This window comes from uncultured Gardnerella sp. (genome assembly GCF_947280595.1).
Taxonomy (GTDB): Bacteria; Actinomycetota; Actinomycetes; order Actinomycetales; family Bifidobacteriaceae; genus Bifidobacterium; species Bifidobacterium vaginale_A.
The window spans coordinates 1-15708 of record NZ_CAMYOS010000008.1 but is presented as its reverse complement, the minus strand read 5'-3'; the positions used below and the strand labels follow the sequence as shown (position 1 = coordinate 15708).

The window sequence follows — 15708 nt, the reverse complement described above, 5'->3', positions numbered from 1 at the left end:
GTGAATATGATGAGCGAACAAGTATTAAACGAAAAATTGCAAGAAAATGTGCAAGTTAAAAGCGAAAAAATCGTGTTTAGTGACGAACAATCGCGTGTTATAAATTCACCTTCAGACTCAAATATTCTTGTTGTTGCTGGAGCTGGTAGTGGTAAAACTTTCACAATGACTCAACGAGTAATTGCATTGATAAATCAAGGTGTTGCTCCCGAATCAATTCTTGGTCTTACTTTTACTAACAAAGCTGCCTCTGAGTTGTTATCTCGAGTTTCTGCAGCTGTAAGTAAATCTTCGTCAAATTCATTCTTAAAGCCAGAAGTTATGACTTATGATTCGTTCTTCCAATCAATTGTGCGTAAATATGGAATACTTATTGGTTTTAGTCAAAATGTTATGCCTTTAAGTAATGCTGGCGCTTATGAGTTGATTAAGTCTGTTGTTGGAGATTATTTAGATAAAAATAGTGCAAGCTTGGATTTGTATTCTTCTGATAGTGTTATTTCGTTATATAACTTCAATTCTTTATGTAAAGATGTTTTAAGTCTTTATTCAAATATTGCTTGTTCAATGATTGGTGTCGATTCTCAAGGTAATGTTTGCGATAGCGTTGTTCAAGCTGTTGATAAAATTCGTGCTTGGAATAATGATTTTCTTCAGTTTATGAATAAAATTGTTGAAAATAAAACTTTGGAAGAAAATTCTAGTAGTGATATTGCTATTCCTAAATATAGTAAAGCTAAAAGTAAGTCAGTTGAAGAAAAAAATGAGCTTTTTAAGAAAGCATGTAATAAATTTGAAAAATATTGGGAAAATGCATGCGTTGAAGAATGCATGAATCTTATTAGTGCTGCAAAAAAGCGCAATATTTTACTTGATTTAGTTTTAGATTTCGATAAAGCTAAACATAAGGCAAATATGGCACAATTCAGTGATTTTACTATTGCAGCGTATCGTTTAGTCACGCATTTTCCTTCTATTGCAATCCAATACAGAGAACAATATAAGCAAGTTTTGTTAGATGAATATCAAGATACTTCTACTACTCAATCGATGCTAATAAATAGGCTGTTTAATAATAATACTGATATTTGCAAAGATGGTATTGTAAATAAAAATGAAACTTATATTACTGCAGTTGGAGATCCGTTCCAAGCTATCTATGGTTTTCGTGGAGCTAGTTCTGGCGCTTTTATTGCTTTTAAGAATTCTTTCAAATCTAAAATTGATAAAAATTTAAGCTCTGATGCTAATACTTTAAATCCTGTTAATGATTTAGAAAGTAATTTATCTGAGTGTTCTTTAACTACTACTCGTAGAAATGCTCATCTTATTCTTAAACTAGCTAATGATTTGACGAAACCTATGCGTGATTCTGAACTACAAAATAAAAGTAGTGTTGAACATCGTGAAGTTGATGTAGAAGTTTTGAAACCTATGGATAATGCTACTTTAGGAACAGTAGCAGCTGTAGTAATGCCAACTAAATATCAAGAAATTGAAGCTGTAGTTAGGTTTGCAAAACTATTTTCGGATCCTACTTTAACGCCATTTCCTGCAGATGAAAATCGCAATCCATTAAAGCCTAGAGTAGCAATATTATTTAGAAGTAAGTTGTCTATGCCTTTGTATGCAGATGCTTTACGATCTGCTGGCTTAAAAGTTAGTGTAGTTGGTTGTTCGTCAGCAAAAGAAGATCCTTGTGTAAAAGACGTTCTTGCTTTATTGAATGTTGTAAATGATCACAGTTGCTCTTCCTCTCTTATGCGATTGCTCGCAACTCCAAGATTTTCATTGTCTGCAAAAGATTTGAAAACTCTTGCAAATATTGCGAATGACGCAAATATTAAATACAAATACGATATTTACGTGCAAGCTGGATTGCTTCCTTACGGTCTTAGCGGAGCTGAAATGATTAAAGCTGTGAAAAATCAGCGTGCTAATTCATCTAATACTTCCTCACAAAATAGCATTGATAATGGAGTATTTTTAGCAGATATATTTATGCAAAATATTCCAGAAAATCCTTTTAAATATAAAAACAAGAGTGGAATAAAATATAATAACAGTAGCAAAAAGTCAAGTGATTCAAGTGATTCAAATGATTCAAATAATTCAAATAATACTGTTTGTGAATTATACAATAAATTAAGTAAACATGGTTATGCTGTTGTTAGGCGAGTAAGCGATATGTTGCAAACTGTTACTCGTGCTTGTAATAATTCTTTGAATGATGTTATGCGTGTTGCAGTTGAAGCGTTGAATGTGGATATTGATTCAGCTGTTGCATCATGTATAAAAGACGATTGTATAAACCGTGAAAACGTATTGCATGCTATGCATTCCACACTAGATTCTTTGAATTCTATTACAGATACTTATATTCAAGAGATGGGTGAGTGGCAAAAACCTTCTTTAAAGGGTCTTATGTCTTGGATTGAATCAAGTGATGATTTTGATTCTGCAGATTCTATAGAAGATGATAATGCTCAAGTAGTGATGATGACAGTTCATCAATCTAAAGGTTTGCAATGGCCTGCAGTTGCTGTTGTGGGTCTTAATGCTAAAAAATTCCCTAGTAGTCAAGGTGATAATCTTAGTTTTGCTTTAGATAGTGATGATGATGTTGAATATATAGATAATCTTAAAAACAGTGGAGCTGATTTAATATTTGATTCTTCTTTGCTGGCGTCTTCTGCGCATGTTCCGATCGAATATGCATCGTCTGTTCCTGTGCCTTTGCGAGTTGATTCAGGTAATTTACCGCATTTTCCTCACGATGCTAGTCTGAGTTCTGGTATGCATCCTCTTGAGTCATTGAAAAAATATGATAGCGTAGAAAAAATTTATGATGAGATTAAAACTAATCGCCGTGTTGCTTTGCGTTCTTTAGCTAAGTATGTATATGAAAGTGATGCTATTGAAAGCGGAGTAGATCTTGATCAGTTTTTGTCTGATGATACTAAAGAAATATATAGAAATAATTGCGATATTTTGACTCAATCTGAAGAACGTGGCAATCAACTTCATATGGAAGAAAGGCATTTGCTTTATGTTGCTATGACTCGTGCTCAATTTGCTACTATGCTAACTTGTGCTCGAACAACACAAATGGCTAGCGATGACGCAAAGTCTGATATGAAACTTTCTGTTTTTATGAAAGAAGCTTTAAATTCTCTTTATAATATGGAATCTGATTGTGAGAATTTAAAATCTGATACTTTTAATGATAAAACTAGTGAATATAAAAAGATTATTTTGAATAAGTCTGCTGATGTTAAGTCTGATGATATGCAGTCAGATGATGTGAAGTCTGCTGATGTAGAAGATGAAGTATGCGATGAATCATGTTCTAATTTTGGAATTGCTGTTGGTGAATATGCTTCTAAATTGGCTGACGTTTTGCAAGAGCGTACAAATCAGCCTGCATCTATTGGAAATATTGTGTTGCCATGGCCTATTACTTTGAGCAAAGATTTAGAAGATACTTTAAATGAGTCTGTTCGTTTGATGAAAAGTAATATAGATGATTCGTCTAGTGATTCTTCTAGTGATTCGTCTAGTGATTCTAGTTTGTGCTCTAGTTCTGACTTGAATTCTAGTTCTGATTCTTCTTGCTCTAATTCTTGTAATCTAGAAAATCTTTCTCTTACGAATAGAGTAAAGATGTTTATTAGTGATTCAGATTTTGGATTAAAAAATTATAATTCTAATAAAGATCTTGCGGAATATGTACGTCAAAAAGCTGAAGATTCTGAAAAAAATAATTCTAAAGCATTAAGTATTACTACATTGCAACGTAGTGCGAAAATTTCTAATTCTTCTAATAAAAGTAATTCTAGAGATATTGACAGGCGTATGCTCGCGTATATACGTCCTATTCCATCAGTTTCTACTATAAATTCAGATATGGGAACGAAATTCCATGAATGGGCTGAAAGCTTTGTAAATGCTGGCAATTTAGAGATGAGTAATTTCGCAAAAAATGAGTCTTCTGTGTCTGATGAGTCTTCTAAGTCTTATGACTTTTCTAGTTCTTCTGAGTTTGACTCATCTACTTATAACTCAAGTGCGATTTTAGATTCTTATGATGATTTTTCAAATAGTATGATTTCTCGTATTGATGTGCAACTTTCAATATTTGCACACTTGGTCTCTGAATCAAAAGTTTGTGCTTTAGCTGAGCGCAATAATTTAACTGATTCTCAGCAAGCTTTAGCAAATTCGTTAGCAAATTCGTTAGCAAATTCGTTAGCAAATTCGTTAGCAAATAAAAATATTGCATTAAACAATGAAAATAATACTAATTTAGTCAATTGCGATATTAGCTCCTTAAAACTAGACGACAGAGAAGATTTATTGAACATTTGGAAGACTCGATTAGTTAAATCTCGTTGGGCTAAAAGAGTTTCTTTGGCTGCAGAATTGCCTATTTCTTATGCTTTGGAATCAAATGGGAATAATCCTCGTGTATTAAATGGCATTTTGGATGCAGTTTTCTTAGGCGGATTAAATCCTAAAGATACTTCTAAACGTTTTACTGTAGTTGATTGGAAGACTGGTAAAAAACCTACTGTTAAAAAAGAAATAGAAAGAAAATTAGTGCAATTAGATTGGTATCGTCTTATGCTTTCTGCTTTGACTTCCGCAAAACTCGATGAAATTGACGCAACTCTATATTATGTAAGTGAGGAGAATGAAGAATCTCGCGAAATTCACGCTCTATTAAAAACTGAGCAACAGATTCGGTCTGAATTATCTTAAAGAATAATTTAAAAATCTTTAAAATATGCATACATAGTGGGTATTTGATACTCTGAGAAGTAAATGATATTTGTGTGAGTGAGTATGGTTCAATCATGCAAAATGTATGAATAATATGTAAATATGTATAAAATTTGCTTGTGAAGCCTGTTCTATAATAGAAAATTTATGCATAATAGAAGTAATATTCATGAATAATAACTGTGTAATAATATACGAATAGCGTTCTGCCAAGAAACGTATTAAGAAAAAGTTGAGGATGTAAAATGGCTGTTGAATTTCGCCCAATGAATCTGGGTGATCTCGATGCTGTAGTTGATGAGTATGAACGTACATGGGGGATTTCTGATTCTGTTGGATCTGATGCATCTAAAGAACTTTCAAAAAGATTCGTATTGCACTATTTAGCGCCTTGTACACATAGCGTTATTGCATGCGATAATGATAAATTCTTAGGATTGCTTCTAACACGCGTATTTGGCGATGATTTAATATTTCCTGAAGTTGCAAAAATGTTGCATAAGCAGGAATTATTGATGGGCACTTCAAATGATATTCATTATGTTGACGCTTTAGATAGCGCTAAAAGCATGCGTTCTATTGAAACTAAACTAGAGGCAAAATCTCACATAAATGATTTAACTCAAGCTGAATTAGAACTCTTTTTAGTATCTCCTGCAGCTCGTGGGCATGGAGTAGGCGGTGGATTGTGGTCTAGAACTATGCAACACTTGCGTCATCGCGGAGTGAACCGTTATTATTTGCATACAGATACTGCTTGTGATGTGAGTTTTTATGATTATCATGGCTTAAAAAGAGATGCACAATGGATGCATCAAAATCATCCAAAAGATGCTGAACGAGTTAAAAATTTAGTGAGTGATTTGTTTATTTATTCTGGTGAACCAAGAATTAAATCTTCTCGTTCTAGAGCTCGTTCTAATACTCGCGCTTAAAGAAAAAGAAAATAAAACAAGTTATATAAAAATATAAAAATATAAAAATATAAAAATAATAAAGTGTATTCGATTATTTAATTACTTAATTACTTGATTATTTAATTTGAAAACATAAAACAATTTTAGTTGATATTGGGAGTTTAATGTATGTCGTCATCATTGCAAAAGAAGCCTACAGCGGCTACACAATACGCGCGCCTTTTTGCGCATAAAGGTGTTAAGTCGTTCTGTATATCTGGCGCTCTTGCGAGATTGCCGATGTCAATGATGGGTTTAGGAATAGTTCTAGCTATAAACAATCTTTATAAAAATTGGACTGTTGCTGGAGCTATGGCAGCATCATATGTGTTAGCTCAAGCTGCAGTAACACCGCTTTATGCAAAACTTTTTGATAGATTTGGTCAAAAGAAGATTGGAACAATAGCACTTTCTGTACAAATCATTGCTATGTTAGGATTTGCTGTTGCAGTTCTATTCCATGTGCCTTTAACTCTATTATTTGCGCTCGCAATTGTTATGGGTGTTACGCAATTCGCGTTTGGTGCTCTTGTTCGTACTCGATGGGCATATACATTGCGCTCAGAAAAGGATGATTCTTTACTTAATGTTGCATATGCACTTGAATCAGGAATTGATGAAATAGTTTTTATTTTTGGACCTATTCTTTCTGCGTGGTTAGCTACTTCTGTACATCCTGTATCTCAATTATTTATTCCAGTTCTAGCTAGTGGAATCGGCGGTTCTTGGTTCTTTTCTTTGCGTAATACTCAGCCTACTGTTATGGAAGTTGTGCAAATAGAATCTGCTTCTTCATATGATGAAGATGTAAGAGAAGCTGTTAAAGATGTTTATGCAGATTCTGATAATGTTCGAAATGCTGCGTCCATTGACAATTCTAGTGCGAACGCTAATAGTAAAAATAACAGTTTAATAGATAAATTGAGCTTAAAACAATTACATACTTCTAAATCTAATAGAAAAACTAAGAACGTATTGCTTTATAGAGGAATTATACCGTTACTTGTTATGTTCTTGATTTTTAACATGAGCTTTAGTGCTTTCGATCTTTCTGTTACAGCAGCATTGAAATCTCAAGGTTTAGAAGATCATATCGGTTTGCAGCTTGCGTTATTCGCTTGTGGCTCGCTTGTAGGTGCGATGATTTTTGGATCTCATAAATTCCGCGGATCGAATTGGTCTCATTTAATAGTGTTCCTAACTTTGCTTACTCTCGGATACATTCTTATGTGTATCAATTTAGATCGTTTGCTAGTGTTGAGTATTTTTGAAGTTCTTTCAGGATTATGCGTATCTCCAATTTTTGCCACAGCAAATTTGATTGTTAAAGCAACGATTCCAGAATATTCTCTTACAGAAGGTCTTTCATGGCTTCCTACGGCTTCTGCTGTCGGTTCATCGCTCGGTTCTATGGTTGCTGGCTGGGTTATTGATACTTGGAATATACACGTTGGAATGTCTGTTCCTTGGATTGCAACTCTTGTAGCTATTCCGTTTGCTGTTCTTGGATGGTTTATTGTGATAATTCTTAAGCGAAGAAAACAAAAATAATAATTTTGTGGAATCATTGTAATATCTGGGGCAACAAAATTTGATTTGTGCTTATAATTAGATGTAAGTGTAGATTCATGCTTGAATATGTTCACACGCAAAATATAGATTTGTTAATTGTGAGCATATGTGTGTGATTTAATGGATTTGATACTGTTTTATAAACAGGGGGTATATTATGTTTGAGCATAATAATTTAGTGGATCAGGTTTTGTCGGCAGCGAACTTTTCAACTGGTCAGTCTTCATTAGTTACAACTGGAGCTGCAGTTATTGGTATTTTTATTTTCGCTATTGTTATAGTTGCTATTGGTATTGGAGTTGAAATCTGGTTCAAAAATCGCCATTAGTTTTGTTCTTAATACAATATTTTTGTTAATCCGGAATTTATAACGTTTTATAGAGCTGATCCATTAACGAAGCGCTCGTTTAGAATTATTTACTTTTTATAAAATAGTTATTTATTTCTAGTAAATATTGCGTGTGTGAGTGTTATGATGCAAAAATTTAAGCCATGATTTGTTGTTAAAATGTTATGAGTTGGAAACTTGTTTTGGCGATTTGCTTTTGGATAGCTAGAAATAATGTGGATTTTCATTTAGTGATAAGTGAGAAAATCAATTGAAATCTTATATGCTTTCAGATGAGCAATCATCTGTAAATGATTTATTTGCGACTGGTAAGGCTAAAGTTGATGAATTAGCTAATAAAGCAGTTGCTGAGCTTGAATCGCAAATTGTGAAAGAAAGCAATAAGACAAAAAATAAGAAAAATGCGAGTAAGTTAGTGAAAAAAGATAAAAAATCTATGCAAAGTGAAAGTGCTAAATCCAATAAAAATAAATTGCGTATGCAAAGTAAAACATCTCGAGCTAATATTCTTCCTCCTGTTGTAAACGATCAGCGTGAAGGCTCTTTAATTGCTCCGCCAAAATATCGTAAAGGTTCTATGCGAATTGTTCCATTAGGAGGACTCGGTGAAATTGGTCGCAATATGAACGTTATAGAGTATAACGGCCATATTCTGCTAATAGATTGTGGTGTTTTGTTCCCTGAAGAAGAGCAGCCTGGTGTTGATTTAATCCTACCTGATTTTCACTATATTCAAAATCGCTTAGATAAAGTAGAAGCATTGGTATTAACGCATGGTCATGAAGATCATATTGGTGGTGTGCCATATTTGCTTAAAATGCGTCCAGATATCACATTGATTGGTTCAAAGCTGACTCTAGCTTTTGTTGAAGCTAAATGCAATGAACATAAAATAGAACCTAAGATGATTCAAGTTGAAGGTCGAGAAAAAATTAAAATTGGACCTTTTAATTTGGAATTTATTACTGTAACGCATTCTATACCAGATGCTCTTGCTGTATGTGTTAAAACTCCTGCCGGTACGATTATTGATACTGGTGATATTAAGCTGGATCAGCTCCCACTAGATCACCGTATTACTGATTTAGTTGAGTTTGGACGTTTAGGTGAGCAAGGTATTGACTTGCTTATGGCTGATTCTACGAATGCTGAAGTTCCAGGATTTGTTAAACCTGAAACTACTATTGGACCAGCTTTGGATCGTGCTTTTTCTGAAGCTACTCGAAAAATTATTGTTGCAAGCTTCTCAAGCCATGTTCATAGAGTGCAACAAGTAGTTGATGCTGCACATAAATTCGGCAGAAAAGTTGTTTTTGTTGGCCGTTCTATGGTTCGTAATATGTCTATTGCAGCAGATTTAGGCTATTTGCATATTCCGGAAAATACTGTTGTTGATTTGAAACAGGCTAAAGATATTCAAGACGATAAGCTTGTTTACATGTGTACAGGCTCTCAAGGTGAGCCTATGGCTGCTCTTGGGCGAATTGCAGACGGAAGCCATAGAGATATTACAGTTAATGAATTTGATACTGTAATTCTTGCAAGTTCGCTTATACCTGGTAATGAGCATGAAGTTTATAAGGTTATTAACAAACTTGTGCAGATGGGCGCTCGTGTTATTAACAAAGATAATGCTGCAATTCATGTTTCTGGTCATTGTAATGAAGGTGAGTTGCTTTATTTGTATAACATTGTTAAACCGAAGTGTGCTATGCCAATTCACGGAGAACATAGACATTTAGTTGCAAATGGTTTGATTGCTGTTAAAACTGGTGTTGATCCGCAAAATGTTGTTCTAGCTGAAGACGGTGACGTGGTTGATTTATATCATGGAAACGCTGCTGTAGTTGGTTCAGTTCCATGCGGTTATGTTTATGTTGACGGCGATTCTGTAGGTGAGCTTACAGACGAAGAGCTTGAAAAGCGTAGGATTCTTGGTACAGAAGGCTTTGTTTCTAGTTTTGTTGTAGTAGATACTAACAAAAGTGATGTTGTAAGCGGGCCAAAGATTTTTGTTAATGCTATGGCTGAGGATGAGTCTGATTTTGAAAAGATTCGTCATCAAATAGTTCAACAATTAGAAGATGCTATGATTCATGGAGAGCGCGATACTTATAAGTTGCAACAAATTATGAGACGAGTTCTTGGAGGTTGGATTGCGCGCGCTTTGCGTAGGAAGCCAATGATAGTTCCTGTTGTTGCAGATGTTGCGTCAGAAGATTGTAAAGATAATTTTCTTAAGTAAATAAAATAGTTTGTTAATAATTCCTATATGTAAATGCATGTAATAAAACCAAAGTTACGTAAAGTTAAAAAAATAAGAATAAAAATTGCGTAAAAAATTACATAAAAAATTACATAAAAATAAATTTTCAGGAATATGAAACAAAAAAGTAACGTGATAGTAGAGTTGTTGAAATCAAAAATATAGTACAGGCATCTAAACTATTTAATGACTATTTTATGAAAGGATTGTGGCATGACCACTTTGCAAACTAAAGAAGATGCCGAGGCTTTGATTAAAAAAGAAGGCATTGAATACGTATCCGTGCGATTTACTGATTTGATTGGCGTACAGCAGCATTTCACTGTTCCAGCTAGCGAATTCTTGCATGGAGCTTTCACAGACGGTATGCCTTTTGATGGATCTTCAATGCAAGGATTCCAAGCTATTAACGAATCTGATATGAACTTAGTCCCAGATGTTGATACTGCTTATATTGATCCTTTCCGTAAGCATAAGACTTTGAATGTTGCTTTTTCGATTGTTGATCCTGTTACGAATGAGCCATATTCGCGCGATCCTCGTCAAGTTGCTCTCAAAGCTGAAGCATATTTGAAATCAACAGGTATTGCAGATACAGCAAGTTTTGCACCTGAAGCTGAATTCTTTATATTCGATAAAGTGCGTTTTGCTAACGATATGCAATGCTCATTCTATGAAGTTGATTCTAACGAAGCTCCTTGGAATTCTGGAGTTGATACGGAAGATGACGGAAGTAACAATATTGGATTTAAGAATCGCGTCAAGCGCGGATACTTCCCAGTTCCACCAATTGATCACAATCAGGATTTGAGAGATGATATGGTAGCCAATTTGCAAAAAGTTGGCTTGATTCTTGAAAGATCTCACCACGAAGTTGGCGGTGCAGGGCAGCAAGAAATCAACTATCGTTATAACACGCTTGTGCATGCTGGCGATGATTTGATGAAGTATAAGTATGTTGTTCATGAAACTGCTGCATTAGCTGGTAAAGCTGCAACCTTTATGCCAAAACCAATTGCAGGAGATAATGGTACTGGAATGCACTGCCATCAGTCTTTGTGGAAAGATGGTAAGCCGCTTTTCTACTCTGAAACAGGTTATGCTCAACTTTCAGATATTGCTCGTTGGTATATTGGAGGCTTAATTAAGCACGCTTCTTCTGTGTTAGCGTTTACTAACCCTTCATTGAACTCTTATCACCGTTTGGTTCCAGGATACGAAGCTCCTGTGAATTTGGTTTACTCAGCTCGTAATCGTTCTGCTGCAATCCGAATTCCACTAGCTGGTACAGCTCCTTCAGCTAAGCGCATTGAATTCCGTGCTCCAGATCCTTCTTGCAATCCATTCTTAGCCTTCTCAGCACAGCTTATGGCAGGTTTAGATGGAATTATGAATCATATTGAGCCACCAGCTCCAATCGACAAAGATTTGTATGAGTTACCTCCTGAAGAACATGAAGGTATTAAACAAGTTCCTTCTTCGCTTGGTGAAGCTTTGCAAGCTTTGGAAGAAGATCATGACTTCTTGCAACAAGGCGATGTATTCACAAGTGATTTAATTGATACTTGGCTTGATCTAAAGCATGGTGAAATGGATTTGGCTCGTTTAGCTCCAACTCCTCTCGAGTATGAGCTTTACTTCCACATCTGATTTTATATAAATTTTGATTTTAAGCGTGCTAGAAAAGTAGAATTTTACAGAATCATTCTATTTGTTGTTGCTGAGCTCTCGGAGTTTCTCTCATCGCAAGATTTTTACATTGCTCTAAGAGAAACTCCGAGAGCTCTTTGCATGTTTAGTCTTTTAATCTTCGGTTAATCACTGAGATTTTTCGATTTTTCTTCTTCATTCGATGAATCACCATCAAAGATGCTGAGGTTCATCTCATTCAGGGCGAAAAATCTTAAATCTCTGCCTAACTAATAGCAAAGAATACGTTGTAAATTAAACTATAATTCGTTTTTTAGCACATTTATTAAAAATATTAAGAAGTATTTTAATAATTCGTGTCTAGCTAGGTCGTGTCTAGCTAGGTCAAAATAGTGTATTCCATTACAATAGAGCCTATGAGTAATCGCAAATCTTATTTGGATAATCGTCTAAATCATTGTGGCGATCAAAACGCTAGTAGTGAGAAACTAGATTTAGCATCGCTGTTTCCTGTAAAAGGCGATGATAGAAGACCTCCTGATTGGCTATCTCGTGCGCTTTTATATGTTGTAATATTTGCGTTTATAGCTATTTTTATATGGTTTGCGTGGGCAAATGTATCGTTTGTTGTGTTCGATGTTGTAGTTTCAATGTTCATTGCACTAGCTATGGAACCGCTAGTAATTAAATTGGTAAAACATGGTTGGAAACGCGGTGCTGCTGCAGGCGTTACATTATTCAGTTTAATAGTATCTGCTGGCTTACTTTTAGGTCTTTTTGGGAATTTGTTTGTGCAGCAGGCTATTTCTATGGTTAGTGGTTTTCCTAAGCTTTATGAGCAAGTTGCGAAAGTAGTATTAAATGTAACACATGTAAGACTTCCTAATATTGAGCAACTAATAGTAGAAGTATTGAAAAATATACAAACTTCATGGGTTGTTGATTTCGGTGGTTTTGCTCTTAACACTACTTGGGGCTTGTTTACAAGTTTGCTTGATTTACTCACTATAGTTATGGTCACATATTATATTTCTGCTGCAGGTCCTAAGATGCGCCGTAGTTTGTGCTGCTGGTTGAATCCTAAATCTCAGCGTCGTTTTGTGTTTATTTGGTCGATTGTTCAAGAACAGATTTCGAGTTTTCTTTTTTCAAGAATTATACTTGCGCTAATAAATGCTGTTGGAACTGCAATATTTCTTATCTGTATGAAAGTTCCGTATTGGTTGCCGCTTTCGTTATTCTGTGGAATTGTTTCACAATTTGTTCCAACTATAGGTACGTATTTAGGTGGAGCTTTGCCAATTATATTCGCTTGGAGTTCGAATGGATTTGGTACTGCTTTAGCTACTTTAGTTTTTGTAACAATCTATCAGCAGATTGAAAATATGGTAATTTCTCCTAAAATTTCAGAAAAAACTATGGATTTGAATCCTGCAATAGCTTTTCTTTCCGTTTTAGTTTTTGGTGCAATTTTTGGCGCGTTAGGAGCTTTCTTAGCTTTACCTATTAGTGCAAGTCTTCAGTCGATTTTCAAAGTTTATACGAAAAGATATGAGATTATTGATTCTCCTTTGATGCAAGATCCTAAGCCTGATCGTAAAACGATCGTTGTTACAGGTGCTGAAGCTATTGGAAACAACATAGTTAAACCTGTTCGAGATAGTGTATCTCGCGTGCTTAAAGGATCTACTTCTCGTGTGACTATGAATGACGATTTGCTTTATTGGTATAAGCAAGCTTACGATTCTAGTAATGATTCGATAACGTATAATAACGCTGGTAATTCTGGTAATGCTGGTAATTCTGGTAGTGCTGGTAATTCTGGTAGTGCTGGTAATAGTGAAGAAAATTCTGTATCTGTAGATGATATAAATTCAAATTCTTCAAATCTTCTAAACTCTAATGAAAGTGTTGATTCTAACGATGTTGAATTATCTACGATGGTAATATCTCGAGAAATGCTTAATAGAGTTAGCAATACAATTAATGATGAAGTAAATAATTGTGTAAGCAATAAAGTAAGCAATAACGATGATGTAGCTGGTGACAATAATAATGATTCAAATAGTAGAGAAGATAATAACGAGAGTAGTTGCGAAAGTGATAATGAAAGTAATGGCGATGCATCTATTGACAACATGGAAGAAACCGAATCGCCTGTAGATAGTTCAGGAGTAAATTCTTCTCGTAAAATAAGCGGTTCTCATGCTAAAAAATCTACTTTTTGCGATAGTGTTAAAAATATTACACATAACAATCCACGGAGCAACTGGAAGAAATGATATTATTATCTGTTTTTGACGTACTCGTTATACTAATTGGCGTAGCGAATGTGCTGTATCAAGCTGTATGCGCTGTAGCTTCGCTTGTTGCAAAACCAATTGAATTTCCAGATGCTCCTATGGATAAGCATTATGCTGTATTGATTTCTGCTCGTAATGAGGAAGCTGTAATAGGCAATCTTATAAATTCAATTAAAGAGCAGACATACAATCAAGATTTTATAGATATTTGGTTAGTTGCAGATAATTGTACTGATAACACTGCTAAAGTAGGCAGAGATCTTGGATGTAATGTGTTAGAAAGATTTGATAAAAAGCATATTGGTAAGGGATATGCTTTGAGTTTCCTTCTTGATCACATTATGGAAAAAGGAAAAGATCAAATATATGACGCTTATTTTGTGTTCGATGCAGATAATCGTTTAGATAAGCATTACTTTGAAGAGATGAATAAAGGATTCCATGCTGGATTCCAAATACTTACAAGTTATAGAAATTCAGTTAATCTTTCAGATAATTGGGTGTCTTCTGGTTCTGCATTATGGTTTATACGAGAATCGCGATTTACTAATAATTCTCGTATGCTTTTTGGCTCTAGTTGCCATGTTGGCGGTACTGGTTTTATGTTCTCTCGCGAGATTATGCATAGAAACCGTGGATGGAAGTTCCACCTTCTTACGGAAGATCTTGAATTTACAATGGATTCTATTCTTCATGGGGATCGCGTTGGATATTGTGGTTCAGCTGTGCTTTATGACGAGCAACCTGTGTCGTTTAGTCAAAGTTGGCGTCAGAGATTGCGCTGGAGTAAAGGCTTTTTGCAAGTATTTAGATATTATGGTTCTGCTTTAATAAAGCACGGTATTCAAGAGCGCGATTTTTCGTCAGTTGATTTTTCGCTTGTTCTTTGCCCGTTCATGGTACTTGCAATTATTCGACTTATTTTAGGATTCATATTTGCTGCATGCGGATTCGTGACTTGGATGAGTCAGGTTGAAGCAGTTAGTAATTTCATTATCACTACTTTTAGCAGTGTTATTGGTATGATGATTTTTGTTTCGCTTACTGTTATTGTAGAGCATCGTAAGCTTGGAGCAACTAGTAAAGAGTTGTTCGCGTATGCTTTAAGTTTCCCAATCTTTATGCTTTCATACGTACCGATTTCATTCCAAGCTGTTTTCTCTAAAAGTGAATGGAAGCCAATTCATCACACTGGACATTAGCGCGCCAACCTGCCGGAGCGCTTGGAGCGTAGCGCGAGAAGCGCTTTGACTGAGCTTGAAATTGCATAACGCATTTCAAGCTCCTTCAAAGCGTGATTTGGCTTAAATGTAAAGTCCAGTGGACTTTACATGCCAAATCAGCCGAGCAGCTACTAATAGCTGCGAGGAATAGCGCAGCTAATCTGCGCTAACGATGACCTGCCTTTTCGTTTTGTCTCAGATTCGTTAGATTTGTCTCATCAATGATGCAAATATAACGAGTTTAGGATAAAAGCGTTACAAATGCCTCACTAGTGAGACAAATATAACTAAAATCAGCCAAAAAGCGTTACAAATGTCTCAAGTACGAGACGAATCTAACGAATTCGTAGTGTGTTTATACGCAAGATATGAGATAATGGAAGCCTTGGTGTAAACGTGCGATTGTGCAATAATGTGGCGCAATGCGTGCGTTTATATGTATATTGCGAGGTTTCTATGGTAGATTCTGTTCCATCTGCAAATATGTCTGGCAGTGTTCCAGTTTTTGGTGCAAACACTTATTCGAGTGATTTGAGTGATAATAGTGCAGAAGTTCCAGCGGTTTCTATTCGCGGATTTGTTAAGACTTTTGGCAAGAAAGTTGCTG

Annotated in this window: 8 protein-coding genes and 1 pseudogene; all 9 read left to right on the top strand. The window is 35.2% G+C overall.

Going from position 1 to position 15708, the window contains the following annotated elements; genetic code table 11:
• The first annotated feature begins 6 nt into the window (after positions 1–6).
• A complete protein-coding gene (locus Q0X59_RS03660; protein ID WP_297643258.1) occupies positions 7–4761 on the top strand; it encodes a UvrD-helicase domain-containing protein in 4755 nt (1584 codons plus the stop codon).
• Between the two features lie 266 nt (positions 4762–5027).
• Positions 5028–5717, top strand: a complete 690-nt coding sequence (locus Q0X59_RS03655; protein ID WP_075523571.1) for a GNAT family N-acetyltransferase — start codon at positions 5028–5030, stop codon at positions 5715–5717.
• Positions 5718–5867: 150 nt separating this feature from the next.
• On the top strand, positions 5868–7289 hold the full coding sequence (locus tag Q0X59_RS03650; RefSeq protein ID WP_297643255.1) for an MFS transporter: 1422 nt from the start codon (positions 5868–5870) through the stop codon (positions 7287–7289).
• Positions 7290–7467: 178 nt separating this feature from the next.
• Positions 7468–7638 (top strand): hypothetical protein, encoded by a 171-nt coding sequence (locus Q0X59_RS03645; protein ID WP_155642894.1) that lies wholly within the window; start codon positions 7468–7470, stop codon positions 7636–7638.
• A 499-nt stretch (positions 7639–8137) separates the two neighbouring features.
• Positions 8138–9904 carry a ribonuclease J gene (locus tag Q0X59_RS03640; RefSeq protein WP_230955913.1) on the top strand — a complete coding sequence of 589 codons (1767 nt, stop codon included), beginning with the start codon at positions 8138–8140 and terminating at the stop codon, positions 9902–9904.
• A gap of 234 nt (positions 9905–10138) precedes the next feature.
• Positions 10139–11575 carry a type I glutamate--ammonia ligase gene (gene glnA / locus Q0X59_RS03635; RefSeq protein ID WP_075523568.1) on the top strand — a complete coding sequence of 479 codons (1437 nt, stop codon included), beginning with the start codon at positions 10139–10141 and terminating at the stop codon, positions 11573–11575.
• 416 nt (positions 11576–11991) lie between these two features.
• Positions 11992–13857 (top strand): AI-2E family transporter, encoded by a 1866-nt coding sequence (locus Q0X59_RS03630; protein WP_297643253.1) that lies wholly within the window; start codon positions 11992–11994, stop codon positions 13855–13857.
• Positions 13854–15080, top strand: a complete 1227-nt coding sequence (locus Q0X59_RS03625) for a glycosyltransferase family 2 protein (protein ID WP_075523567.1) — start codon at positions 13854–13856, stop codon at positions 15078–15080. The genes Q0X59_RS03630 and Q0X59_RS03625 overlap by 4 nt, the downstream gene beginning before the upstream one ends.
• Before the next feature lie 477 nt (positions 15081–15557).
• Positions 15558–15708, top strand: a pseudogene (locus tag Q0X59_RS03620) (ABC transporter ATP-binding protein); the annotation flags it as partial.

Coding starts and splice junctions, on each gene's coding strand:
- Q0X59_RS03660 (WP_297643258.1), top strand. CDS start 7: ATGATGAGCGAACAAGTATTAAACGAAAAATTGCAAGAAAATGTGCAA.
- Q0X59_RS03655 (WP_075523571.1), top strand. CDS start 5,028: ATGGCTGTTGAATTTCGCCCAATGAATCTGGGTGATCTCGATGCTGTA.
- Q0X59_RS03650 (WP_297643255.1), top strand. CDS start 5,868: ATGTCGTCATCATTGCAAAAGAAGCCTACAGCGGCTACACAATACGCG.
- Q0X59_RS03645 (WP_155642894.1), top strand. CDS start 7,468: ATGTTTGAGCATAATAATTTAGTGGATCAGGTTTTGTCGGCAGCGAAC.
- Q0X59_RS03640 (WP_230955913.1), top strand. CDS start 8,138: ATGCAAAGTAAAACATCTCGAGCTAATATTCTTCCTCCTGTTGTAAAC.
- glnA (WP_075523568.1), top strand. CDS start 10,139: ATGACCACTTTGCAAACTAAAGAAGATGCCGAGGCTTTGATTAAAAAA.
- Q0X59_RS03630 (WP_297643253.1), top strand. CDS start 11,992: ATGAGTAATCGCAAATCTTATTTGGATAATCGTCTAAATCATTGTGGC.
- Q0X59_RS03625 (WP_075523567.1), top strand. CDS start 13,854: ATGATATTATTATCTGTTTTTGACGTACTCGTTATACTAATTGGCGTA.